Raw genomic sequence first — 23,321 nt, 5'->3', positions numbered from 1 at the left:
GCGGTGATTTAACCGACCTTCTCGCCCTTGGCCTGGAGGTCGGCATGGTAGGACGAACGTACCAGCGGGCCGGACGCCACGTGGCTGAAGCCCAGCTCCCTGGCGATACGTGCGAACTCGTCGAACTCCTCCGGCGTCACGAAGCGATCCACCGGCAGATGGCTGCGGCTCGGCTGCAGGTACTGACCGATGGTGATCATGTCGACCTTGTGCTCGCGCAGGTCGCGCATGACCTCGATGATTTCCTCGTTGGTCTCGCCGACGCCGACCATCAGACCGGACTTGGTGCGGATATCGGGCTGGCGCTGCTTGAAGCCTTCGAGCAGGTCCAGCGACCACTCGTAATCGGCACCCGGACGTACCTGCTTGTACAGACGCGGCACGGTTTCGAGGTTATGGTTAAACACGTCCGGTGGCGTGGCGGCAAGAATCTCCAGCGCGATATCCATACGACCGCGGAAGTCCGGCACCAGGGTTTCGACCTGGATCGTCTCGCAGCGCTCGCGGGTTTCGCGGACACAGTCGGCGATGTGCTGGGCGCCGCCGTCACGCAGGTCGTCACGGTCGACCGAGGTGATCACGACGTAACGCAGCCCCATATCGGCGATCGCGGTGGCCAGCTCGCGCGGCTCATCGGGGTTGAGGGCGTTGGGACGCCCGTGGGCAACGTCGCAGAAGGGGCAGCGACGGGTACAGATATCGCCCATGATCATGAAGGTCGCGGTGCCGTGGCTGAAGCACTCGCCCAGGTTCGGGCAGCTGGCTTCCTCGCAGACCGATGCCAGCTTGTGCTTGCGCAGCTTGTCCTTGATGCGTTTGACCTCAGCCGACGAACCCATGCGTACGCGCAGCCACTCGGGCTTGCGCGGCATTGCGTCCTTTTCCGTCGGGATGACCTTGACCGGAATGCGGGCGACCTTCTCTGCGCCACGCAGTTTCACGCCCTGCTCGACGCGCGTCGCGGACTTGCTTTCGGTTTCTGCCATATAAACGCTCTAATCCACTCTGTTTTCGCGGGTCTCTGCTTCATCACGCCCGTTGGCGTGGAAAAGAACAGTAGTATACCCGATTTTATTGATCAAAATATCGCCCAGGCGGCGACTGGCCTCCGCGCTGTCGAGTTGCGGGACCAGGCTCGACAGCTGGGTCATCGCCATGCCGGCGTAACCGCAGGGGTTGATGCGCAGGAACGGCTCCAGATCCATGTCCAGATTCAGCGCCAGGCCGTGAAAGGAGCAGCCGCGGCGCACCCGCAGTCCCAGCGAACAGATCTTGGCGTCGCCAACGTAGACACCGGGAGCGTCCGGCTTGGGATAGGCCTCGACGCCGTACCCGGCCAGCAGTTCGACCACCGACTGCTCCATCAGATCCACCAGCTCGCGCACGCCGAGGCCCCTGCGGCGCAGGTTCAGCAGCAGGTAGATCACCAGCTGGCCGGGACCGTGATAGGTCACCTGGCCACCCCGGTCAGCCTGCACCACCGGGATATCGCCGGCATTTAGCACATGCTCGGCTTTGCCGGCCTGCCCCTGGGTATAGACCGGCTCGTGCTCGAGTAGCCAGATTTCGTCCGGGGTCGTATCGTCGCGATTCTGGGTAAAATCCTGCATCCGCTGCCAGGTGTCGAGATACGGCACCCGTCCGAGTTCGCGCAGATACAGGGTATCGGCGGCACTGGCCAAAGCCGCGGAACCTTGCTGTTCGGCCGGCGCCATCAGATCACCATCTGTACGCGACCGGAGGCCATCAATTCGGTATGCAGAGCCTTCAGCTGGTCGGTTCCGGTGGCGGTGATGGTAAACCGCACCGACTGGAAACGGCCGTTACGGCTGTCCTGCACCGTCACCTGGGTGATATCGAGATCCGGTGCGTGAATCTGCACCGTTTCGATGACAAAGCCGCGGAAGTCGTCGGCATTGTGACCGATCACCTTGATCGGATAGTCGGGACAGGGAAACTCGATTTTCGGGGGTTGTTGCTCGCTCATCAGTCACTCCCCCGTCATCAGCCTGCGCTGGTAACGGGTCAACAGTTCAAACATCCGGGCCCAGAGCGGCCCTTTCTCGCCGTCACCGACAGGCTGACCGTCGATGCGGGTTACCGGCAATACACCGCGGGTCGAACTGGTGATCCAGACCTCGTCGCCCGCCATAAGCGCATCGTAGTCGATATCCGCTTCCTGATACTGGATGCCGTTCTCGTCGGCCAGTTCCAGCACCAGTTCGCGCGTGATGCCGCCCAGTATTTCCGAGCTGCGCTTGGGTGTGTAAACCACCCCCTGGCGCACCAGAAAGATATTGCACGAAGTCCCTTCGGTGACCAGGCCGTCACGCAGCAAAAGCGCCTCGTCGGCCTGGTGGTCTCTTGCCTGCTGCAGCACCAGGATGTTGGGCAGCAGGCAGGTGGATTTGATATCGCAGCGATGCCAGCGCAGATCCGCGGTGACGATCGCGGCCAGCCCTTTCACATCCTTTGCCGCAACCGACGCGAAGTCGCGCACCGGCGCGCAGCAGGCAAAGACGGTGGGCTCGAGACTGGCATCATAGGCATGGCTTCGGCTGCCGCTGTCGCCACGGGTCACCTGAAGATAGACCGATAGATTGCCTCCGCCGTTCAGTTCCACCAGCCGGTCGAGGATGGCATACCAGTCGCGCCCGCTGCGAATGCGCACCGCCCGCAGGCTGTGCTCGAGGCGCGCAATGTGCTCCCGCAGCCTGAAACCGGTACCACGGAAATAGGGTATCACTTCATAGACGCTGTCGCCGAACAAAAATCCGCGGTCGAACGGCGAGATGCGCGCCTCGCCGGCGGGGATATAGTGTCCGTCGAGATATACGATATCCATCTTCACCCCAAACGCAAGGTCCGCCCGCCCACGGCCGGGCCGTGGGCGGTTGCGATAAGCCCTGCTCTAGGTTTAGCCGATCAGGCTGAAGAAGAACAGCAGGATACTGTGCCAGATGCGCTTGAGCAGACCGCCGGCCGGCACCTCTTCGAGCGCCACCAGCGGCACCTCGCGTACGGTTTCGCCGTTGAGCGTCACCCTGACCTTGCCGAATTCCTGCCCCAGGGCGATGGGCGCCTCGATCACCCGGTCGATATCCAGCGACGCTTCGAGCTGCTCGGACTGGCCGCGGGGCACTGTGACCGCCAGCGGCTCGGTCAGTCCCAGGTGAACCTCATCGCTGCTGCCACCCCAGACCTTGGCGGTATTGAGCGGCGAGCCGCTGTCGTACAGCTTGTGGGTACGGAAATAGCGGAAGGCATAGGAGAGCAGTTTCTGGGTTTCCTGAGCACGCGCTTCCTCGCTGGAGGTACCCAGAACCACCGTGATCAGACGCATGTCGTCGCGCTTGGCCGAGGCCACCAGACAGTAGCCGGCCTCCTCGGTATGACCGGTCTTCAGACCATCGACCGAGTCGTCGCGCCACAGCAGGCGGTTGCGGTTGGGCTGGCGAATATCATTGTAGGTAAAGTACTTTTCGGCGTAGATCGGGTAGGTTTCCGGGAACTGCTTGATGATGGCAGCCGCCAGTTTGGCCAGGTCGTGCGCCGTCGACAGGTGTCCGTCGGCCGGCAGACCGGTGGCGTTGACGAAGTGGGTATTGCGCATCCCGAGGCGGCTGGCGTGCTGATTCATCAGGTCGGCGAAAGCCGACTCGCTGCCGCCGATATGCTCGGCCACGGCCACGGAGGCGTCGTTGCCCGACTGGATGATGATGCCCTTGAGCAGGTCGATCAGCTTCACCGACGTCCCCTCGCGCACGAACATGCGCGAGCCTTCCGTACGCCAGGCCTTGACGCTGATCGGCACCATGTCGTCCTTGGACAGGTTGCCCTTGGCCAGCTCGTACTCGACGATATAGCTGGTCATCATTTTGGTCAGGCTCGCCGGGGCGAACTGCTCGTCGGCACGATCGGACAGCAATACTTCGCCGGTATCGGCATCCATCACCAGATAGGAGGTGGCGTTGATCTGCGGCGCAGCCGGAATCATGGTGGCAGCCTGCAGCTGTCCTGCCAGGCCGAATGCGAACAAAAACAGGTAAAGAAACGGTTTTGAAATCAGTCTATATGCCATGGTCAGTGATTGCTGGAGATTAAAAGGAAAAAGCTGTCGGGTAGACGCGCCGGGCGGGCAAAGGTTCTACTCTACCCAGCCACTCAGGGCAAGTCCACCGGCCGCGCCGCGCCGTAGCCGGCGTCCGCCAGCTGGCGCATCAGCCGCTGTTCGGTCGCGGTATCCGGCACCGGCCCGAGCTGAACGCGATAAAGCGTACGGCCATCAAGCTGCACAGGTGTGACACGCAGATCCAGCCCCGGCGAGAGGGGTCCCAGACGCTTGCCGATACGGTCGGCGGCGGAGACGTCGGCAAAGGCCCCGACCTGCAGATAGCGGCCCTGTGCGGACACAGGCGCCGGCGCGCGCGGCTTCACGGCAGGCGGGGATACCGCCGCGCCCTTGGACTCCGATTCGAGCGCTGCCGCGCCAGCCTTGACCAGCTCGCCGCTGCTCAGCGACTGGCGGGCATCGAGCGCCGTCACCTCGACCCGGGCGGTACCCTTGCCGAGCATCCCCAGGCGATGCGCGGCAGCGTACGAAAGGTCGATGATGCGCCCCTGGTGGAAAGGTCCGCGATCATTGACCCGCACCACCACCTGGCGGCCGTTGTCGAGGTTGGTCACCCGCACGTAGCTGGGCAGCGGTAACGACTTGTGCGCAGCGGTCATGCTGTACATGTCGTACACCTCGCCGTTGGACGTCTCGTAGCCATGGAACTTGCGGCCGTACCAGGACGCGGTACCGCGCTCGCGGTAACCGCTGGCGCTGTTCATGACATGGTAGGTCCTGCCGAATACCTCGTAGGGGCTGCGATTGCCGCCCCGGCTTTTCGGCTCGATGCGGGGCACCGCATCGGGCACCCGGGAGACATCGATCGGGTCCTTGGGCGCGACATCGTGCTCCAGGGCATAGCGACCGGCGTTGGGTCCGGCCGACGCCTCCCCGGACTGGCCGGCCTGCTCGTCCTTAACCTTGCCGGCACACCCGGCCAGAAGGCCAAACGCCAGCATCAAGGCCAGCCCCGACGCCGGCCGCTTCATCCCTGGGTGCTCCGACCGTAGGCGTCGCGGATCAGCTGGCTGAGCTCGTAGACGGCCATGGCGTAGAGACGGCTGTGGTTGTAGCGGGTAATGACGTAGAAATTGTGCAGTCCCAGGCGATAGAACTCACCGTCGGCGGTCTGGAACTCCATCAGCGTCGCCAACTGGTCCTGATCGAGTCCCTGACGGGTGGTGATGCCGCGTTCGCGCCACTGCGCCAGCGACACTTCCGGCTTCAGGCCGGCATTGAACCAGGACGGATCGGCCGGTTTGTTGATCACCACATTGCTGAGTACCGGTTCGCCGTTCTTCCAGCCGTGCTCGGCGAAGTAGTTGGCGACGCTGCCGATGGCATCGGTCTTGTTGTTCCAGATGTCGCGCTTGTGGTCGCCGTCGAAGTCCACCGCATAGGCGCGGTAGCTCGACGGGATGAACTGACCGTAGCCCATGGCACCGGCGTAGGAGCCCTTGAGCGACAGCGGGTCGATCTGCTCCTCCTGCACCAGGCGCACGTATTCCTTCAGCTGGCCCTGGAAAAACTCGCCGCGCTTGGGATAGTCGAAGCCGAGTGTCGCCAGCGCGTCGATCACGCGATAGCTGCCGGTGATACGGCCATAGCGCGTCTCGACACCGATGATGGCGACGATGATCTCGGCCGGCACGCCGTACTCGCGCTCGGCGCGGGCCAGAGCGGCGGCGTTTTCTCGCCAGAATTGAACGCCCTGATCGATGCGTTGCTGTTCGATGAATATCTTGCGGTATTCGCCCCAGTTCAGGCGCCGCTCCGCCGGTCGGGACATTGCCTTGAGGATGGATTCCTGACGGCTGGCGTCGCCCAGCAGATCCTCCAGATAACGGCGATCGAAGCCCTCGGCAACCAGCTCGTTGATCAGCGGCTGAGCGTCGGGGTGATTGGCATAGCCGGTACCCATACCGGTCGCCGTGGAGGCACAGCCGCTTTGCAGCACCAGTGCGAGTGTAACCATTGCGGGGGCTAGTACTTTACGCATGTTCAATCCTTTAAACCGGTACTGTCACCGGCGTGGGCACGTTGCAGTTTATCGACGCAGCATCTGCCGGTGGGTATGGATCGACATCATGATGCCGAACCCGGCCATCAGCGTCACAATAGAGGTACCGCCGTAACTGATCAAGGGCAGCGGCACACCGACCACCGGCAGCAGTCCGCTGACCATGCCGATGTTCACGAACACATAGACGAAAAACGTCAGAATGATACTGCCGGCGGCCAGCCGGCCGAAGCTGTCCTGCCCCTGACTGGCGATGATAAGGCCGCGACCGATCACCAGCAGGTAGAGGATCAGCAGTGTGAGTACACCGACGAGCCCAAGTTCCTCCGCAATCACCGCAATGATGAAATCGGTATGGGACTCGGGCAGAAAATCCAGCTGCGACTGGGTGCCGTCCATATACCCCTTGCCCCAGACGCCGCCCGAGCCGATCGCGGTCTTGGACTGGATGATATTCCAGCCCGACCCCAGCGGATCGCTCTCGGGGTCGAGGAAGGTGAGCACGCGCTGGCGCTGATACTCCTTCATCACCATCCACAGGCCCGGCAGCGCGGCACCGGCGGCCGCCAGCGCGATGAAGACATAACGCCAGTAGACGCCCGACAGCAGCAGCACGAAAACGCCGGATGCCGCGATCAGCAGCGAGGTGCCAAGGTCGGGCTGTTTCATGATCAGCACCGTGGGGATGCCGATCAGTACCAGCGACAGCAGAATATGCCAGATGCGCGGTGGCAGTGGCCGGCTGGCCAGATACCAGGCGATCATCAGCGGCAGCACCAGCTTGGTGATCTCCGACGGCTGGAAGCGGAAACCCGGCAGCGCCAGCCAGCGCTGCGCGCCCTTGGCGCCGACGCCGAACAGCAGAACCGCCACCAGCAGCGCGATACTGACGGCATAGAGCCAGGGCGACCAGCGCGACAGAAAACGGGGCGTCAGCTGCGCCAGCACGATCATCACGACAAATCCGGCGCCCATGCGAACGGCCTGACGCGTCACGTAGTCGATATCCTGCCCCGACGCACTGTAGAGCACGAACAGACCGAAACCGCAGAGCATCAGCAGAAACAGCATCAGCCAGGCGTCGAGATGGGTGTACGACCACCAGCCCGGACGGGCGGCGAGATGCTGTCCGGACTCGGGCATCGAACGCTGAAAATCGCGAAGGCTCATCGCATCCCCCCCCGCCAGAATACGATCACAGCGTTGCGGTTCGCTTCGCTCACCGGCACCCTACCTCGCGAGTTCATCGGGATACCTCCATTTCCTGCACGGCGTCCTCGTCGATGGGATCGACGGTCGGGTCCACGCCCAGCAGCCAGGCATCCATGACCTGGCGTGCAATGGGGGCCGCGGTACTGGAGCCGCCGCCGCCGTTCTCGACCACCACCGCGACGGCGATCTGCGGATCCTCGACCGGTGCAAAGGCAATGAACAGCGCGTGGTCGTGGTGACGTTCGTCGAGCTTGCTGGCGTCGTAGCGCTCGTCCTGCTTGATGCCGACCACCTGGGCCGTACCGGTCTTGCCGGCGATGGTGTAGGGCGCATCGTGACCCACCTTGCGCGCGGTACCGCGCTCGCCGTGCATGACATCCACCATGCCCTGTATCACCTGATCCCAGTACGCGGGACTGCGGGTAAGGATGTCCGGTGGCGTCGGCCTCGGATCTTCCAGTTCCGGCATCTCGATGACCTGGTTGCCGGCTTCATCCTCGTGCAGGGCTCCCCGCAGCAGCTTGGGCTGCACCCACTCGCCGCGGTTCGCCAGCACCGTCGCCGCGGTGGCCAGCTGCAACGGAGTGGCCACCAGGAAGCCCTGGCCGATGCTGAGGTTGACCGAATCACCGGGATACCAGGGCCGGTTGCGCGCCGCACGCTTCCACTCCTTGGACGGCAGTACCGCCGGAATCGCTTCCGGCAGGTCGAGGCTGGTCACCGCACCGAAGCCGAAACGACCGAGGTAGCTGGACATCTGGTCGACACCCATGCGGTAGCCCACATCGTAAAACCAGACGTCGCAGGACTGGGCGAGGGCCAGATTCATGTCGACACGGCCGTGACCGCCGCGCTTCCAGTCGCGGTAACGACGCCCGCCCTGGGTCAGGGTGAAGAAGCCCGGATCCCAGACCGTATGGTTGGCCGTGACGACCCCCCCGTCCAGCGCCGCCAGGGCGATGACCGGCTTGATGGTGGACCCGGGCGGATAACCGCCGCGCAGCGCGCGGTTGAACAGCGGCAGGTCCGGCGAGTCGCGCAGCGCACTGTAGTCCTTGCTGGAGATGCCGGTGACGAAGAGGTTGGGGTCGTAACCCGGTTCGCTGACCAGCGACAGAATACCGCCGGTCTTGGGGTCGATCGCCACCACCGAGGCGCGACGGCCATCGATCAGCTTTTCGGTGATCTGCTGCAGCCGCAGGTCGAGGCTCAGCACCAGATCCTCGCCGGGCACCGGGTCGGTACGCTCGAGCACCCGCAACACGCGGCCGCGGGCGTTGGTCTCGACCTTCTGGAAGCCGACCTTGCCGTGCAGCACCGGCTCGTAGAATTTCTCGATGCCGAGCTTGCCGATGTAGTGAGTGGCCGCGTAGTTGTTCGGGTCCAGTCGCTGCAGTTCGGCCTCGTTGATACGGCCGACGTAACCCAGCGCGTGTACCAGCGCCTTGCCGAAGGGATAGTGACGGATCAGGTCCGCCTCGACCTGCACCCCGGGCAGACGATGATAGTTGACCGCGATGCGGGCAATCTCATCCTCGGTCAGACGAAAGCGCAGCGGCACCGTTTCGAAGGGACGCCGACGCTGGGCGTAGCGCTGCCGGAACCGCTCCAGCTCGCGATCGGTGATCGGAATCAGCTGCTGCAGCATGGAGAGGGTGCCTTCGAGATCTTTCACCTCCTCCTTCAGCAGCGTAACGCTGTAGCTGGGCCGGTTCTCCGCCAGCAGGATGCCATTGCGGTCGTAAATCAGCCCGCGTGTGGGCGCAACCGGCTGCAGATGCACCCGGTTGTCCTCGGACATCGCCGCGAAGCGGTCGTACTCCAGCACCTGAAGATAGTAGAGCCGGGCCACCAGCAGCCCGACCAGCGCCAGCACCACCAGGAAGGCGAGCGCCGCCCGAATACGGAAGGTGCGGCTCTCCTGGCTGTAATCCTTGAAGCGTTCGAAGGCCATGAAATCGCTATTTGTGGTAGGGATGACCCTGCAAAATGGTGCAGGCGCGGTACAGCTGCTCCGCCAGCAGCACCCGCACCAGCGGGTGCGGCAACGTCAGCGCCGACAGCGACCACTTGAGGTCCGCCGCCGCGACACAGCGGGCATCGAGGCCATCCGGCCCCCCCACCAGCAACGACAGGTTGCGGCCGTCCATGCGCCAGTCCTCGAGCTGCGACGCCAGCTGCTCGGTCGACCAGTTACGGCCACCGACCTCCAGCGCCACCACCCGATCGCCCTTCGGGATCGCCGCCAGCATCTGATCGCCTTCCTGGCGCTTGGCCCGCGCCAGGTCCGCGCCCTTGCCGCGATGGCCGAGCGGCAGCTCGACCAGTTCCAGCGACAGATCCTGCGGCAGCCGTTTGGCGTATTCGTCGTAGCCTTCGGTCACCCAGCGCGGCATCTTGCCGCCGATGGCGATCAGACGGACCTTCATTTCCTACTCCGATGCCTCGGCGGTGTCCTCTTCGAAGCGCCAGAGTCGTTCCAGGTCGTAGAAGCTGCGGGCATCCGGCATCATGACGTGAACGACCAGGTCGCCCAGATCCACCAGGATCCAGTCACCGGTTTCCTGACCTTCGGTACCCAGCGGACGCAGGCCTGCTTCCTTGACCTTCTCGACCACCTCGTCGGCGATGGAGTTGACGTGCCGGCGGGAGGTGCCGCTGGCGATCAGCATGAAGTCGGTGACGCTGGACTTTCCCTGTACATCCAGCAATACGACATCCTTGGCCTTCATGTCTTCCAGCGCCTGCTGCGCCACCTTGATCAGTTGATCGATCTGCATCTTCGGTTAACTACCCTCGTTAAGACCGTAAAGCCTGTGTTGTTGAATAAAGTGCCAGACAGGGTCGGGGCACAGATAGCGGGGCGACAGCCCCTTGGCCACCAGTTGTCGTATCTGGGTGGCGGAAATACTCAGCGGCGTCAGTTCGTGCATCAGCACCCGGCCGCAGGGCGAACCGAGCACCGCCGCCAGAGACGTCGTTTCATGGGCCCGCGTAAAACGGGCCATACCGGGATCCGGCTCGTAGATGTAACCGGGACGACGGACCACGATGATGTGGCAAAGTTCGATCAGCTCCTGCCACTGATGCCAGCTTGGCAGGCCCAGGTAGGCGTCCATCCCCAGCACCATGCAGAGCGGGCGCTCGGGCCCCAGCTCCGCACGCAGCGAGCGCAGGGTGAGGTAGCTGAAGGAAGGCTGGCCGGAGCGTACCTCCCGGTCGTCGACATCCAGCGCCGGCTCATCGGCCACCGCCAGCTGCGCCATCGTCAGCCGCGCTTCGGACGACGAGCCCGGCGCCTCACGGTGCACCGGTTTGCGGGACGGCACCAGACAGACACGCTCGACCCCCATCCACTGCTGCAGCTCCAGCGCCGTGCGCAGGTGCCCGTTGTGAATGGGGTCGAAAGTGCCGCCCATGAAGACGTAGGCGCCGGAGGCATTCGCGCCCTCGACGGCCCGTACCTCCTGGCTCATGCGGGCTTACTGACGGATATGACCATCGCCCAGTACCACGTATTTCTCCGACGTCAGGCCCTCGAGGCCCACCGGGCCACGGGCGTGAATCTTGTCGGTCGAGATACCGATTTCGGCACCGAGACCATACTCGAAACCGTCGGCGAAACGGGTCGAGGCGTTGACCATTACCGAGCTGGAATCGACCTCGCGCAGGAAGCGTCGCGACTTGGTGTAGTTCTCGGTGACGATGGCATCGGTATGCTGAGAGCTGTAGCGGTTGATGTGCTCGATGGCCGCATCGAGCCCATCCACCACCCGGATCGCCAGCACCGGCGCCAGATACTCGGTGGCCCAGTCCTCTTCGGTGGCGACCTTGGCGTCCGGCAGCAGCTCACGGGTGCGCTCGCAACCGCGCAACTCGACGCCGGCCTTGCGATAGGCTTCGGCCAGCTCCGGCAGCAGCTCGCCCGCCACGGCGCTATCGACCAGCAGGGTTTCCATGGTGTTGCAGGTGCCGTAACGGTGCGTTTTGGCGTTGAGCGCGATATTGATCGCCTTGGCCTTGTCCGCCTCGCTGTCGAGATAGACATGGCAGATACCGTCGAGGTGCTTGATCACCGGCACCCGCGCCTCGCGGCTGATGCGCTCGATCAGACCCTTGCCGCCGCGCGGTACTATGACGTCGACGTACTCGGGCATGGTGATCAGCTGGCCGACGGCGGCACGGTCGGTGGTTTCGACCACCTGCACCGCCGTTTCCGGCAGACCGGCGCGCTTGAGACCTTCGGCGATGCAGGCCGCTACCGCCTGGTTGGAGTGGATCGCTTCGGATCCCCCGCGCAGGATGGTGGCATTACCGGACTTCAGGCACAGGCTGGCGGCCTCGACGGTGACGTTGGGGCGAGACTCGTAGATGATGCCGATGACGCCCAGCGGCACACGCATCTTGCCGACCTGGATACCGCTTGGGCGGTAATTCATATCGGTGATGCCGCCAATCGGGTCGGCCAGGGCGGCAACCTGTCGCAGCCCCTCGATCATGGTGTCGATCCGGGCCGGCGTCAGCTCCAGGCGATCAAGCATGGCCGCATCGAGACCGTTCTCGCGGCCGCGTTCGAGATCCTCGCGGTTGGCCTCGGCCAGCCGTTCGCGACTGGCCTCGATCGCCTCCGCCATGTATTTAAGCGCAGCATTCTTCTTGCCGGTATCGGCACGCGCCATCAGCCGGGAAGCCTCCCTCGCCCGCTGACCCAGTTCGATCATGTATGACTCTACGTTCATTCCCCGCCCTTGGATTCCGGTCGTAAACCTGCGCATTATACCGCCGCGGATTCCCTAATTGCATGAGGGATTTGGAATTTTGCCGTCGACGCAGCGGCCGGCTCCGCAGCGCAGGTCCGCAGCGCCCTGCTGCCGCCCCGCGGGCAGGGCTCCCGGGCAGGCGCCTGCACGCCCTGGAACCGTGCTCCGGCAACGAGCGGAACCTGACGCCATCGCCTGATTGGGACTTGTTCGCATAGCTGCTATGATCGGCTTCTTTCCCGTTCCCGGATTACGAGACCGATCCAGATCCCATGTCCGCTGCCCAAGCCACTCCGACAACCGAATTTCGCCCGCGGCGGCGCCGTGTCCTGACCCAGGTCGGCCTGGTGCTGATCCTGGGGCTGCTGCTGTGCGTCGGCTACCTGCGTTACGACGCCGCCAACAGTGCACGCCAGCAGACCGTCGACACCGGCAATGCCCTGATGCACCAGGCCGCCCGTCTGCTGCAGCCGCTGCTGCTGGCCGACGACCGCGTCAGTCTCAACTACCTGGTCAACGAGCTCGGCGAGCGACCCGACGTCGCCGGTATCGCCCTGCATAGCGCCGACGGCGAGCTGGTCGCCCGCAGCGGCGCCGGCGACGGACCAATCGAGCAGTCGATGACGCTGGAGCGAGAGCAGCAGAACCTGGGCCGCCTGCAGTTCTGGCTCGACCCGGCGCCGCTGGAGCGCCGGCAACTGGCGCAGCTCTACCCGCTTGGCCTGTTCTGGCTGCTGACTTCGCTGGCGGTGCTGGCAACGCTCTGGACCAGCCTGCGACCGAAGCCTGTCGTGATCGCAACGGCGCCCGAGCCCGCAACGGAGCCGCCGCAGCCCGTACCGGAGGCGCAACAGGAGCCGGAGGAGCCTGTTGCCGACGCGGCACAGCCGCTAGCCGGCGCGACGGACGAAGAAGTGGCAGAGCCTGAACCTGCGCCGGAGAACGGCCGCCAGGAGCCGGGGTTCGAAGGTTTGCTGGACCTGCTGCGCCCGGTCAAGGAGCGCCTGATGCCGCGTTTCCAGCCCTCGGCGCCCCAGGGCACGGACGACGAGCAGTTCGTCGATATCGACGACGAGCCGGACCTGCCGCCGCCGGCACCCGCGCCACGCCGCGCCAACCCGCTGCGCGCGCGCGACGACGAAGAGGAGCAACTGGGCCTTTACAGCTTCGAACATGAGCTGGAACTGATACTGGCGCCGGAAGACGCCCAGTATCTGCTGCTGATCGACGCCGCCAGCGGCCACGCCGACTTTGTCGAGGAAGAGGAACGCACCGCACTGTTGCAGCAGTATCGCCGCCAGGCCGAGCAGATCGCCGGCATCTACAGCGGCGAAGTCGAACCCCTGGCCAACGGCGATATCCGCATCTGGTTCCGCGACCCGGTCGAAGAGGATGGCCACGGCGCCAATGCCCTGTGCGCGGCCAAGCTGTTCACGCTGCTGTACCGGACCTGGAATCAGTCCCGCATCCGCAACTTCCAGCCGGTGCTGAGCCTGCACATGGCGCTGGTACGGGGCAACCGCGAGCGCCGGGAACGGATTCTCGACGAGGCCCAGTTCCTGACCCGCTCGACCCAGAGCAACGAGCTGATCAGCCACACGGCGCTCACCGAAGCACCGATGCTCAAGCAGCATCTGCTCGAAGGCGCCGACGTGCGGCGCGAAAGCGAGGACAAGGTGCTGATCCTGACCCTGAGCGAAGGCTACGAAGAGTTGCTGCAGAAACAGGCCGAGCACCTGATCAACAAGCCGTAGAGCCGCGCACCCAAACTTACGGGCACTTCCTCGCGGCGAACCGGTCCGGCTACGCGGTCATTCGCGGCGAGACGCCGCTCCTACGACTGTTCCGAGCCAACACCGGATCTTGTTGGGTCTGGCTTCGTAGGTTGGGTCTAGCGGCGCAGCCGCGTAACCCAACAACGGAAGCTTCAGGGTGGTCAAGTGCCGTCCGATACTCATCGATCTGGACGACGAACGATATGACGGGTTACGCGATGCCCGAGAACCATGCCAGACGGTCAGGCAATTGCCATTGCAGCGCTAGACCCATCCTACGACCTACGCTTCCAGCACCCGCCACACCAAATCGCTCTGGCGGGCGGCAACGATGAGTTACGCGATGCCCGAGAGCCATGCCAGACGGTCAGGCAATTGCCATTGCATCGCTAGACCCATCCTACGAACCCAGGCGCTGGTAACCCCCCTTGGCCAGACCTTAGTTGGCTGCCGCGGCAGCCTCCCGTGTCATTCCTGGCTCAGCACTTCAAGCCTGTCGACACGCTGGTAACCCCTTGGCAGCTTGTTGCCGCGGCGGCCGCGCTCGGCGCGGTAGTGCTCGAGATCCGCGCCCCTGAGCTTGAGATGCTGGCGGCCGGCATGCACCTGCAGCGTGGCGTCGGGCGGCAGTGTCGCCAGCGCCACCACCAGCTCCTCCCGCGCCTTGGCGCGGGCACTCGGGATATTGATGATCTTGTTGCCCTTGCCGCGGGCCAGCTCCGGCAGGTCGGCGACCGGAAACAGCAGCAGGCGACCCTCGCTGGTCACCGCCGCCAGCCAGTCCCGGGCCGGATCCTGCAGCAGCAGCGGCGGCAGCGTCTGGCTGTTCTGCGGCAGCGTCAGCGCGGCTTTGCCGTTCTTGGTCTTGCTGGTCAGATCCGCCACCCTGGCGACGAAGCCGTAGCCGGCATCGGACGCCAGCAGCACCCGGTCATCGTCGCGCCCGGAAATCGCGCCTTCGACGGTCGCGCCCTTGGGCAGCGAAATGCTGCCGGTCACGGGCTCGCCCTGACCGCGCGCCGACGGCAGCGTATGGGTATCGATGGTATAGCTGCGGCCAGTGGAGTCGATCAGCAGTGTCGGCTGATTCATGCGGCCGGGACAGGCCAGTTTGAAACCGTCGCCGGACTTGTAGCTGAGCCCCTCGGCGTCGATGTCATGCCCCTTGGCAGCGCGTATCCAGCCCTGCTTCGAGATCACCACCGTGACCGGATCGGCGCTGAGCAGGTCCTTCTCGCTGAACGCCTGGGCTTCGCCGCGCTCGACGATCGGCGAACGGCGCGCGTCGCCAAAGGTTTCGGCGTCCGCCTCCAGCTCTTCCTTGATCAGCTGGCGCAGCAGGCTGTCGGAGCCCAGGATTTCCTCGAGGCGCTTGCGCTCGGCTTCAAGCTCTTCCTGCTCGCCGCGGATCTTGAACTCTTCAAGCTTGGCCAGGTGGCGCAGCTTCAGCTCGAGAATCGCTTCTGCCTGACGCTCGCTGATGTTGAAGCGCCGCATCATCTCCTGCTTTGGCTCATCCTCGTAGCGGATGATGGCAATGACCTCGTCGATATTGAGGTAGGCGATCATCAGGCCTTCGAGGATATGCAGCCGGTCCAGCACCTTGTCGAGACGGTGCTGCAGCCGGCGCCGTACCACCTGGGTACGCCATACCAGCCACTCGGTCAGGATCTGGCGCAGATCCTTGACCTGGGGCCGGCCGTCGATACCGATCATGTTGAGGTTGACGCGATAGGTGCGCTCGAGATCGGTCGACGCGAACAGGTGCGCCATCAACTGCTCGACGTCGACGCGGTTGGAACGCGGCACGATGACCAGGCGGGTCGGGTGTTCGTGGTCCGATTCGTCGCGCAGGTCCGCCACCATCGGCAGCTTCTTGGACTGCATCTGGGCGGCGATCTGTTCCAGCACCTTGGCGCCGGACACCTGGTGCGGCAGCTCGGTAATGATGATCTCGCCCTGCTCGCGCTGATAGACCGCGCGCATGCGCACCGAGCCGCGCCCCGTCTCGTAAAGCTTGCGCAGGTCCGCGCGGGAGGAAATGATCTCCGCTTCGGTGGGCATGTCCGGCCCCGGGATGAACTCGCACAGCTGGTCGAGGTCCGCTTCCGGGTGATCCAGCAGGTGCACGCAGGCCGCCGTTACCTCGCGCAGGTTGTGCGGCGGTATGTCGGTGGCCATACCCACGGCGATACCGGTGGTACCGTTGAGCAGCACGTTGGGCAGCCGCGCCGGCAGCACCGTCGGCTCATTCAGGGTGCCGTCGAAGTTCGGCGCCCACTCGACCGTGCCCTGGCCGAGTTCCTTCAGCAGCACCTCGGCGTAGGGCGCCAGTCGCGATTCGGTGTAACGCATGGCGGCGAAGGATTTGGGGTCGTCCGGCGAGCCCCAGTTGCCCTGGCCGTCGATCAGCGGATAGCGGTAGCTGAACGGCTGCGCCATCAGCACCATGGCCTCGTAACAGGCCGAATCACCATGGGGGTGGAACTTACCCAGGACGTCACCGACGGTGCGCGCCGATTTCTTGTACTTGGCGGTCGCCTTCAGGCCCAGTTCCGACATGGCGTAAACGATGCGACGCTGCACCGGCTTCATGCCGTCGCCGATATGTGGCAAGGCGCGGTCGAGGATGACGTACATCGAATAGTCGAGGTACGCCTTCTCGGTAAAATCTTTCAGCGAGAGGCGTTCGACGCCGTTCTCGAAAGTGGTTTCTGTACTCATTTGCTCAATCCATTAACCAATCGAGGTGTCAGCGAGATTGCCCTTGTCCTCGAGCCAGCTGCGGCGGTCGGTGGAGCGTTTCTTCGCCAGCAGCATGTCCATGATCTCGTCGGTGCCGTCTTCATCCTCGATGGTCAGCTGCACCAGCCGGCGGGTGTCCGGCGACATGGTGGTTTCACGCAGCTGCATCGGGTTCATCTCGCCCAGTCCCTTGAAGCGCTGGACGCCGATCTTGGCGTTCTTGCGCTCGGCCCGGATGCGCTCGACGATACCGTTCTTCTCGTCGTCGTCGAGGGCGTAGAACACTTCCTTGGCGACATCGATGCGGTACAGCGGCGGCATCGCCACATAGACGTGGCCGGCAGCGACCAGCGGGCGGAAATGACGCACGAAGAGCGCGCACAGCAGGGTGGCGATGTGCAGACCGTCGGAGTCGGCATCGGCAAGGATACAGACCTTGCCATACCGCAGCCCCGCGAGCTTGTCGGAGCCGGGCTCGACGCCGATCGCCACCGAAATATCATGGATCTCCTGGGAACCGAGCACCTCGCCGGATTCGACTTCCCAGCTGTTGAGGATCTTGCCGCGCAGCGGCATGATCGCCTGAAACTCGCGATCCCGCGCCTGCTTGGCGGAGCCGCCCGCAGAGTCGCCCTCCACCAGGAACAGCTCCGAGGCCTGGGTATCGCCACCGGCGCAGTCGGCCAGCTTGCCGGGCAGCGCCGGGCCCTGGGTGACCTTCTTGCGCACCACCTTCTTGTTGGAGCGAAGGCGGCGCTGGGCGTTGGCGATCACCAGCTCGGCGAGCTGCTCGCCCTCCTCGACATGGCGGTTGAGCCACAGCGAAAAGGCATCCTTGATGGCACCGGAGATAAAGGCGGCGATCTGGCGTGACGACAGCCGCTCCTTGGTCTGGCCGGCGAACTGCGGGTCGCGCATCTTGGCCGACAGCACGTAGCAGCAGCGCTCCCAGACATCGTCCGGGCTCAGCTTGACGCCACGCGGCAGCAGATTGCGGAACTCGCAGAATTCGCGCATCGCCTCCAGCAGACCGGTACGCAGACCGTTGACGTGGGTGCCGCCCTGGGCGGTCGGTATCAGGTTGACGTAACTCTCGGTGATCTGCTCGCCGCCCTCCACCAGCCACTGCACGGCCCACTCGACGGCGTCCTCGTCCCCCTGCAGACTGCCGCTGAACGGCTCCGCCGGCAGCGCCTCGTACACCTGGGTCGAGCCCTTGAGATAAGCCACCAGGCCATCTTCGTAGTACCACTCCTCCTTCTCCGCCTTGGCATCGCTCTGGTCGTGGAAGGTGACGCGCAGCCCCGGGCAGAGCACCGCCTTGGCGCGCAGCACGTGCTTGAGGCGCGAAACGCTGAACTTCGGGCTGTCGAAGTACTTGGGATCCGGCAAAAAGCGCAGGCTGGTGCCGGTGTTGCGCTTGCCGCAGCTGTCGACGACCTCGAGTTCCGAGACCTTGTCGCCGTCGGCGAAGCCAATACGGTAAACGTTGCCGTCGCGCTTGACCTGTACCTCCAGCAGTTTCGACAGCGCATTGACGACCGATACGCCAACGCCGTGAAGGCCGCCGGAATACTGGTAGTTGTCATTGCTGAACTTGCCGCCGGCATGAAGCTTGGTGAGAATCAGCTCGACGCCGCTGACGCCCTGCTCGGGGTGGATGTCCACCGGCATGCCACGGCCGTCGTCGCTGACCGTCATGGAGCCGTCCTTGTGCAGCACGATATCGATCTGGCTGGCATGCCCGGCCAGGGCCTCGTCGACGGAGTTGTCGATCACCTCCTGGGCCAGGTGGTTGGGGCGGTCGGTTTCGGTATACATGCCCGGCCGGCGCTTGACCGGGTCCAGACCGCTGAGGACTTCTATCGCCTCGGCTGTGTACTGTGTCGCCATCGCTACGAATCCTGTCAGTGCTCAAGCTGGGAAAAAGGCAATGCCACGGGCTCGGGCAGCTCGACCCGGCCTTCGGCGAACGGCAGGAGCGCCGGCAGCAGATCCTCGAAGCGGTCGAAGCCGTGGCTGCCGCCGGGCTGAACGAACTGCGGGCAGTCGCGGTAGCGTTCGACGGCTTCGCGGTAGTCCAGCGTTTCGTCGCCGGTCTGCTGCAGCAGCAGGTAGCGCGACGGATCGCGCAACGGCCCCTGCCCCAGAGCCCGCAACTGTTCGAGATGCTGCGGCGTCAGCATATAGGCTTCGTGGGTATAGATATTCTCGTTGACGCCCAGCCAGCCTGCCAGCAGCCGGTCGGGCTCCACCGCCGGATTGATCAGCACCGCACGACAATTGTCGTAACGTTCCACCAGCGCCGTGCTGTAGTAGCCGCCAAGGGAGCTGCCAATCAGCAGCACCGGGCGTTCGGGCTCGGCGCTCACCAGCGCCTCGAGCTTTTGCATCGCCTCGACGGGCCAGTGCGACAGTGCCGGTACCCGGTAGTGCTCGGCCAGTCCGAGCGTCAGGAGGTAACGGTGCAGCAGTCGCGCCTTGGCCGACGCCGGCGAGCTGTTGAAACCGTGGATATAGATTATTAACGTCTGCGTCATTCTCATCCTTCCGAAGACCGCATGGCCGCAACAAGATAGCCCGTCAGCCGGATACCTGGCTGACACCGCCGCGCGGGCTCGCACCGGCAAAACTCGATAGGCCCAATGCGAGTCATTGAAAATCAAGGATTTTGTAAATACCCGCCCGATTCTCGGGGAGTCCGATCAAATAGGCAAGGTCAGCGCTGTCCGGGATCGGCCACGGTGAGCTCATCGACCCGGATCACGCGGGATTTCAGCCGCCCGTCGTCCTGCAGCCGGTAGAGTCGATAGCCGGGCCGCGCCAGCTGCGGATCCGGCTCCAGCGCGAACTCTGCCTGATGGGCCTGGAACTGCACCGCGGTCGAGGGCGCCGAAAACAGCGACACCTCGCCTCGCTGCAACGCATGGGCCTGGTGCACATGTCCGAAGATCACGCCCCGCACCTGTGGATAAGCGTCCACGATACGCCAGAAGTCGGCGGCATTGCCAAGCATGATTTCGTCCTGCCAGGCGCTGCCGACCGCGACCGGATTGTGATGCAGTGCAATCAGCACCGGCCGCTCCCCCGCCGCCGCCAGCGATGCCTCGAGCCAGTTCAGCTCCGACTGCGCCAGGCTGCCGCCGCCGCGCCCGTCGGGCTGCGCCGTCGAATCCAGCATCAGCAGGCGCCAGCGGACAAGATCGATGCACTTTTGCTGCAGCGGCCCGGTGGCGACATCGCGCATCACCTCGCAGCGATCGTGATTGCCCGGCAGCCAGTAGCAGTCGGGCGCCAGGCCTTCCACCGTCTCCAGCAGCCGGTGGTAGGCATCGGCGCCGCCGTGGTGTGTCAGGTCGCCGGTCAGCAGCAGGCAGTCGACATCGGGGAAGCGCATGCGGATATCGGCGACCACGGCCTGCAGCCGCCGCTGTGGATCGGTACCGCGAAAAAGCCCGCCGGCCTCTGCCGGCAGATGACAGTCGCTGATCTGAACGAGCAGTCGCCCCATGCTCAGCGCCTCACTGGCCGACGACGCCGCGTGCAACCAACCCCATGCAGGCGCTTACACAAAGACGGGTTCGTTATGGTGACCGTGACTGAGACATAGGCTCAGCCACTCGCCCAGGTACTCGTTGAGCTGGACCTTTTCATCAGGGTGGTGCATGTCCCGGTTGGGGTAACCGTAGACGCCGGCGAGCTGGCGCCGGCTCTTGAGACAGATGACCTCGGCCATCGCCGCATCGTGATAGAGACGCACCACCAGCGACGGCGGCTCGAGCCAGGCCGATACACCCTCGTGCTTTTGCTGCACCAGCACCGTGGTGGTGTAGGCGAAACGCTCCTCGATCTGCAGACGCACCACGACCTGATGCTGCTGCCAGCAGACCTGGAACTCGCGGCTATCGCGGCTATCCAGTTCCGGCAGCAGTTTCAGCATGCGCGCGTAGTTGGCCTCGCACTGGGCCATCTGCCGCGTCAGGTCGGGGACGTACTTGCGTTTCATTCGTTCTCCGCGTTCGTCCAGCGCGCCCGCAGGCGGGGACGGTTCATTTCCAGCCATTGTATCGCAATGATCGCCGGGGCGTTATCGATGCGCCCGCTGCGTACCATCGCGAAGGCCGCGTCGCTCGCTATCCTGTGCACCTTGATGTCCTCACCTTCCTCGGCAAGGCCATGAACGCCGCCGGCATCGCGGGCGTCGACCCGGGCGCAGAGCAGGTCGATATATTCGCGCGCCGCTCCGGGGCTCGGTGTGAAACGGGTGATGTGCTCGATTTCGCCAAGCGCAAGATCCGCTTCCTCGACCGCCTCCCGGCAGGCCACATCCTCGGCGCTTTCCCCCTGCTCCACCAGCCCCGCCACCAGCTCGAGCTGCCAGGGCGTGTCCGGATGATCGAGGGTGCCAACGCGGAACTGCTCGATCAGCACCAGGCAGTCGAGCTGCGCATCGTAAGGCAGCACACAAACGGCATCGCGACGACGATAAAGTTCCCGCTGAATCGTCACTTCGCCGCCGAGAAAGCAGCGGTGGGTCACCCTCAGGCGGTCAAGGCGGAAGAAACCGTGATACAGCGGCTCGTCCTGCTCGATGCGAAAATCCCGGTGCCCGAATTGGGGTTTCCAGTCCTTGCCCATGCCGTCCTGCCAACGCAAAAAACGACACTATAGCAAAGATTGGTGAGTGGTGAGTGGTGAGTGGTTAGTGGTTAGTGGTGAATCGTAGGAGCCCACTCCGTGGGCGAACAACCGCAGTGCCAGAAAGGATTCGCCCGGAGACCGGGCTCCTACAGGCGAACAGCCTTGCAGCACGCAGCCAATCTTCGGTTCGCTCGCGGAGCGAGCTCCTACACATCTATCGGCCGCCGCCCCTTACGCCTTACGCTTAACGCCTAACCACTAACGACTCACCACTCAGGATGCACCATCACAACGCCCGGCGCGCGGACAGGTACACCGGCCCCAGGCTGCCCTTGGCCGCCTTGCGCGCCCCGGCGGCGAGCTCCGCCACCTCCTGGCTGCTGGAGCAGCGATAGGGGTCCGGGTGGACGACCCCGACCGACACCGACAGCAGCCCGTGGAACTGACGCTTGCCCTGACGATCGAGGGCGTGAATACCGCCGGCCTCGAGGTGCTCGGGATTGTAAAACTCGCTCACGGAGTGTTCGAACACCTCCACGATACGCTCGCAGATCTCGCGCCAGAGAGCGTGACGGAAGATCACCACGAAGTCGTCGCCGCCGATATGACCGACGAAGCTCTCGGGCCCGCCGGCATGCCGGTCGATCATGTCGCCGAGCTGGCGGATGACCTGATCACCGCGGGCATAACCGTAGCGGTCGTTGTAGGCCTTGAAGTTGTTCAGGTCGATATAGGCGACGTGAATGTCGCAGGTCCCCTCGAGCAGCCGGTCGAGTTCGTCCTTCACCGGCACATTGCCGGGCAACTGGGTCAGCGGATTTGCCTGGCGCGCGCTGCGTATTTTCAGCTCGGTAATACTGCGCAACAGGTCGCGCAGATGGCCCATGCCGAGGTAGCCGCCATCCTGAGTGATCAGGATATCCTGCTGCAGATCCTGACTGTCGCGCCCGGTCAGACGCCGCGAGACCTCCTCCAGCGGCATGGTCTGATCGACGGCAAGAAAGTCGGTGCAAAGCAGCCGGGTAACGGGCTTATGGTCGTATAGCGCTCGCCCGTAGGGCGTCGAATAGAGTTCCCAAAGCTGGTTTCGGCGAATCACGCCCACCGGCTGTCCGTCCTCCAGCACCGGCAGCACGCTCAGATCCGGATGCTGGCGCAGCAGCTCGGCAGCGGCCGCAATCGGGTCGTCAAGCGCCACGGCCGGCGCCTGGCGCAGCAGTACGGAAGCGGTTTCCGTATGCTGGCGGCCGGGCGTGCGATCCAGCGGCTGCATGGCGATATGGCGACAGGCGCCGGCGGCGACCGGCAATGCCTCGGGTTTGCCCAGCAGGAAACCCTGTCCATAGCGTACACCCAGCAGCTGCAGCGTATGCAGTTCGCCCTGGGTTTCGATGCCCTCGGCCACGATGCGACAGCCCGTGCTGTTGCCGATATTGATGATCGACTTGACGAACTCGCGCTTGACGCTGTCGCGGTCGACGCCCTGCACGAAATGCCTGTCGATCTTGACGTAGGCCGGCTCCAGCTCGGACCAGAGCCGCAGTCCCGAATAGCCCGAGCCGAGGTCGTCGATGGCGATCCAGAATCCCATCTCCCGGTAGTGCTGTACGGCAGCGCGGGTGATGCCGGAATGGTCGAACGGGTGCTCTTCCGACAGTTCGATGACAATGCGTTCCTGGGGAATATCGAGTTCCTCGAGCCATTCCCGCGTCAGTCCCTGGGGGTGTCCCGGCAGCCCCAGCAGCGATGCGTTGACGTTGATGAACAGCTTGCCGGCCGGGTTCAGCTCGGCGAAACGCTGCAACGCCAGGCGCCGGCACAGCAGCTCCAGCTCGGACAGGCGACCGGCGCCCATCGCCGTCTGGAACAGCGGCCCCGGCATGTGCAACGGAGTGTTCACCGGGCCGCGGATCAGCGCCTCGTGACCGATGACCTCACCGCTTTGAATATCGACGACGGGTTGGAAAACGGGGGTCAGTGACTCATTGCGAATCACCTGGTCCAGCAGGCTGGTCAGGTTCGGCGCCGGTTCGGCGCGAAGAGTTGCTTGCATT

The 23,321-nt window shown here is 64.3% G+C and carries 21 protein-coding genes; 1 reads left to right on the top strand and 20 read right to left on the bottom strand.

All coding sequences use genetic code 11. The features are described from left to right. Nucleotides 1-8 precede the first annotated feature (8 nt). The 13 genes from lipA to IEX85_RS05525 form a co-directional block, all read right to left on the bottom strand. Entirely contained in the window at nt 9-986 is a 978-nt protein-coding gene (lipA, locus tag IEX85_RS05585) for a lipoyl synthase (protein WP_188859218.1), read from the bottom strand. Nucleotides 987-995: 9 nt separating this feature from the next. Next, a complete protein-coding gene (gene lipB / locus IEX85_RS05580) occupies nt 996-1,715 on the bottom strand; it encodes a lipoyl(octanoyl) transferase LipB (RefSeq protein WP_188859215.1) in 720 nt (239 codons plus the stop codon). Beyond that, complete coding sequence (locus tag IEX85_RS05575) at nt 1,715-1,987, bottom strand: YbeD family protein (RefSeq protein WP_188859214.1); 273 nt, start codon at nt 1,985-1,987, stop codon at nt 1,715-1,717. Before IEX85_RS05575 ends, lipB begins: the two co-directional genes overlap by 1 nt. Before the next feature lie 3 nt (nt 1,988-1,990). After that, nucleotides 1,991-2,845 carry an aminotransferase class IV gene (locus IEX85_RS05570; RefSeq protein WP_188859212.1) on the bottom strand — a complete coding sequence of 285 codons (855 nt, stop codon included), beginning with the start codon at nt 2,843-2,845 and terminating at the stop codon, nt 1,991-1,993. A gap of 72 nt (nt 2,846-2,917) precedes the next feature. Continuing rightward, on the bottom strand, nt 2,918-4,081 hold the full coding sequence (locus IEX85_RS05565; protein WP_188859209.1) for a D-alanyl-D-alanine carboxypeptidase family protein: 1,164 nt from the start codon (nt 4,079-4,081) through the stop codon (nt 2,918-2,920). An 83-nt stretch (nt 4,082-4,164) separates the two neighbouring features. Further along, on the bottom strand, nt 4,165-5,103 hold the full coding sequence (locus IEX85_RS05560) for a septal ring lytic transglycosylase RlpA family protein (RefSeq protein WP_188859207.1): 939 nt from the start codon (nt 5,101-5,103) through the stop codon (nt 4,165-4,167). Continuing rightward, on the bottom strand, nt 5,100-6,113 hold the full coding sequence (mltB, locus tag IEX85_RS05555) for a lytic murein transglycosylase B (protein WP_188859205.1): 1,014 nt from the start codon (nt 6,111-6,113) through the stop codon (nt 5,100-5,102). Before mltB ends, IEX85_RS05560 begins: the two co-directional genes overlap by 4 nt. A 48-nt stretch (nt 6,114-6,161) precedes the next feature. Then, nucleotides 6,162-7,304 (bottom strand): rod shape-determining protein RodA, encoded by a 1,143-nt coding sequence (rodA, locus tag IEX85_RS05550; RefSeq protein ID WP_188859203.1) that lies wholly within the window; start codon nt 7,302-7,304, stop codon nt 6,162-6,164. Between the two features lie 73 nt (nt 7,305-7,377). Continuing rightward, nucleotides 7,378-9,300: a penicillin-binding protein 2 gene (mrdA, locus tag IEX85_RS05545; RefSeq protein ID WP_188859201.1), complete on the bottom strand. Its 1,923-nt coding sequence runs from the start codon at nt 9,298-9,300 to the stop codon at nt 7,378-7,380. Nucleotides 9,301-9,307: 7 nt separating this feature from the next. Next, nucleotides 9,308-9,775 carry a 23S rRNA (pseudouridine(1915)-N(3))-methyltransferase RlmH gene (gene rlmH, locus IEX85_RS05540; protein ID WP_188859199.1) on the bottom strand — a complete coding sequence of 156 codons (468 nt, stop codon included), beginning with the start codon at nt 9,773-9,775 and terminating at the stop codon, nt 9,308-9,310. 3 nt (nt 9,776-9,778) lie between these two features. Next, nucleotides 9,779-10,126 (bottom strand): ribosome silencing factor, encoded by a 348-nt coding sequence (gene rsfS, locus IEX85_RS05535; protein ID WP_188859197.1) that lies wholly within the window; start codon nt 10,124-10,126, stop codon nt 9,779-9,781. Nucleotides 10,127-10,132: 6 nt separating this feature from the next. Continuing rightward, the gene (gene nadD, locus IEX85_RS05530; protein WP_229721800.1) at nt 10,133-10,822 is read right to left on the bottom strand and encodes a nicotinate-nucleotide adenylyltransferase; all 690 of its coding nucleotides are present in this window, start codon (nt 10,820-10,822) and stop codon (nt 10,133-10,135) included. Between the two features lie 6 nt (nt 10,823-10,828). Next, a complete protein-coding gene (locus IEX85_RS05525; RefSeq protein WP_188859195.1) occupies nt 10,829-12,085 on the bottom strand; it encodes a glutamate-5-semialdehyde dehydrogenase in 1,257 nt (418 codons plus the stop codon). Between the two features lie 293 nt (nt 12,086-12,378). Here IEX85_RS05525 and IEX85_RS05520 point away from each other — a divergent pair, with 293 nt between their 5' ends. Further along, nucleotides 12,379-13,860 carry a hypothetical protein gene (locus IEX85_RS05520; protein ID WP_188859193.1) on the top strand — a complete coding sequence of 494 codons (1,482 nt, stop codon included), beginning with the start codon at nt 12,379-12,381 and terminating at the stop codon, nt 13,858-13,860. 489 nt (nt 13,861-14,349) lie between these two features. Here the strand turns inward: IEX85_RS05520 and parC are convergent, their stop codons facing one another. The 7 genes from parC to IEX85_RS05485 all read right to left on the bottom strand — a co-directional run bounded on the left by parC (nt 14,350) and on the right by IEX85_RS05485 (nt 23,320). Then, nucleotides 14,350-16,605 (bottom strand): DNA topoisomerase IV subunit A, encoded by a 2,256-nt coding sequence (gene parC / locus IEX85_RS05515; RefSeq protein WP_188859191.1) that lies wholly within the window; start codon nt 16,603-16,605, stop codon nt 14,350-14,352. A gap of 12 nt (nt 16,606-16,617) precedes the next feature. Beyond that, the gene (parE, locus tag IEX85_RS05510; RefSeq protein ID WP_188859189.1) at nt 16,618-18,519 is read right to left on the bottom strand and encodes a DNA topoisomerase IV subunit B; all 1,902 of its coding nucleotides are present in this window, start codon (nt 18,517-18,519) and stop codon (nt 16,618-16,620) included. A gap of 14 nt (nt 18,520-18,533) precedes the next feature. Beyond that, nucleotides 18,534-19,166 (bottom strand): YqiA/YcfP family alpha/beta fold hydrolase, encoded by a 633-nt coding sequence (locus IEX85_RS05505; protein WP_188859187.1) that lies wholly within the window; start codon nt 19,164-19,166, stop codon nt 18,534-18,536. A gap of 179 nt (nt 19,167-19,345) precedes the next feature. Further along, nucleotides 19,346-20,137, bottom strand: a complete 792-nt coding sequence (locus IEX85_RS05500) for a phosphodiesterase (protein ID WP_188859186.1) — start codon at nt 20,135-20,137, stop codon at nt 19,346-19,348. Nucleotides 20,138-20,191: 54 nt separating this feature from the next. Then, nucleotides 20,192-20,632, bottom strand: a complete 441-nt coding sequence (locus IEX85_RS05495; RefSeq protein WP_188859184.1) for a DUF1249 domain-containing protein — start codon at nt 20,630-20,632, stop codon at nt 20,192-20,194. Next, on the bottom strand, nt 20,629-21,264 hold the full coding sequence (locus IEX85_RS05490; protein ID WP_188859183.1) for an NUDIX domain-containing protein: 636 nt from the start codon (nt 21,262-21,264) through the stop codon (nt 20,629-20,631). The genes IEX85_RS05495 and IEX85_RS05490 overlap by 4 nt, the downstream gene beginning before the upstream one ends. Nucleotides 21,265-21,553: 289 nt before the next feature. Beyond that, nucleotides 21,554-23,320 carry a GGDEF domain-containing protein gene (locus tag IEX85_RS05485; RefSeq protein WP_188859181.1) on the bottom strand — a complete coding sequence of 589 codons (1,767 nt, stop codon included), beginning with the start codon at nt 23,318-23,320 and terminating at the stop codon, nt 21,554-21,556. Nucleotide 23,321: the final 1 nt, after the last annotated feature.

The organism is Marinobacterium nitratireducens, from assembly GCF_014645375.1.
GTDB classification, from domain to species: Bacteria; Pseudomonadota; Gammaproteobacteria; order Pseudomonadales; family Balneatricaceae; genus Marinobacterium_A; species Marinobacterium_A nitratireducens.
The sequence above is the reverse complement of the archived record's forward strand: the minus strand, read 5'-3'. Positions and strand labels throughout refer to the sequence as shown.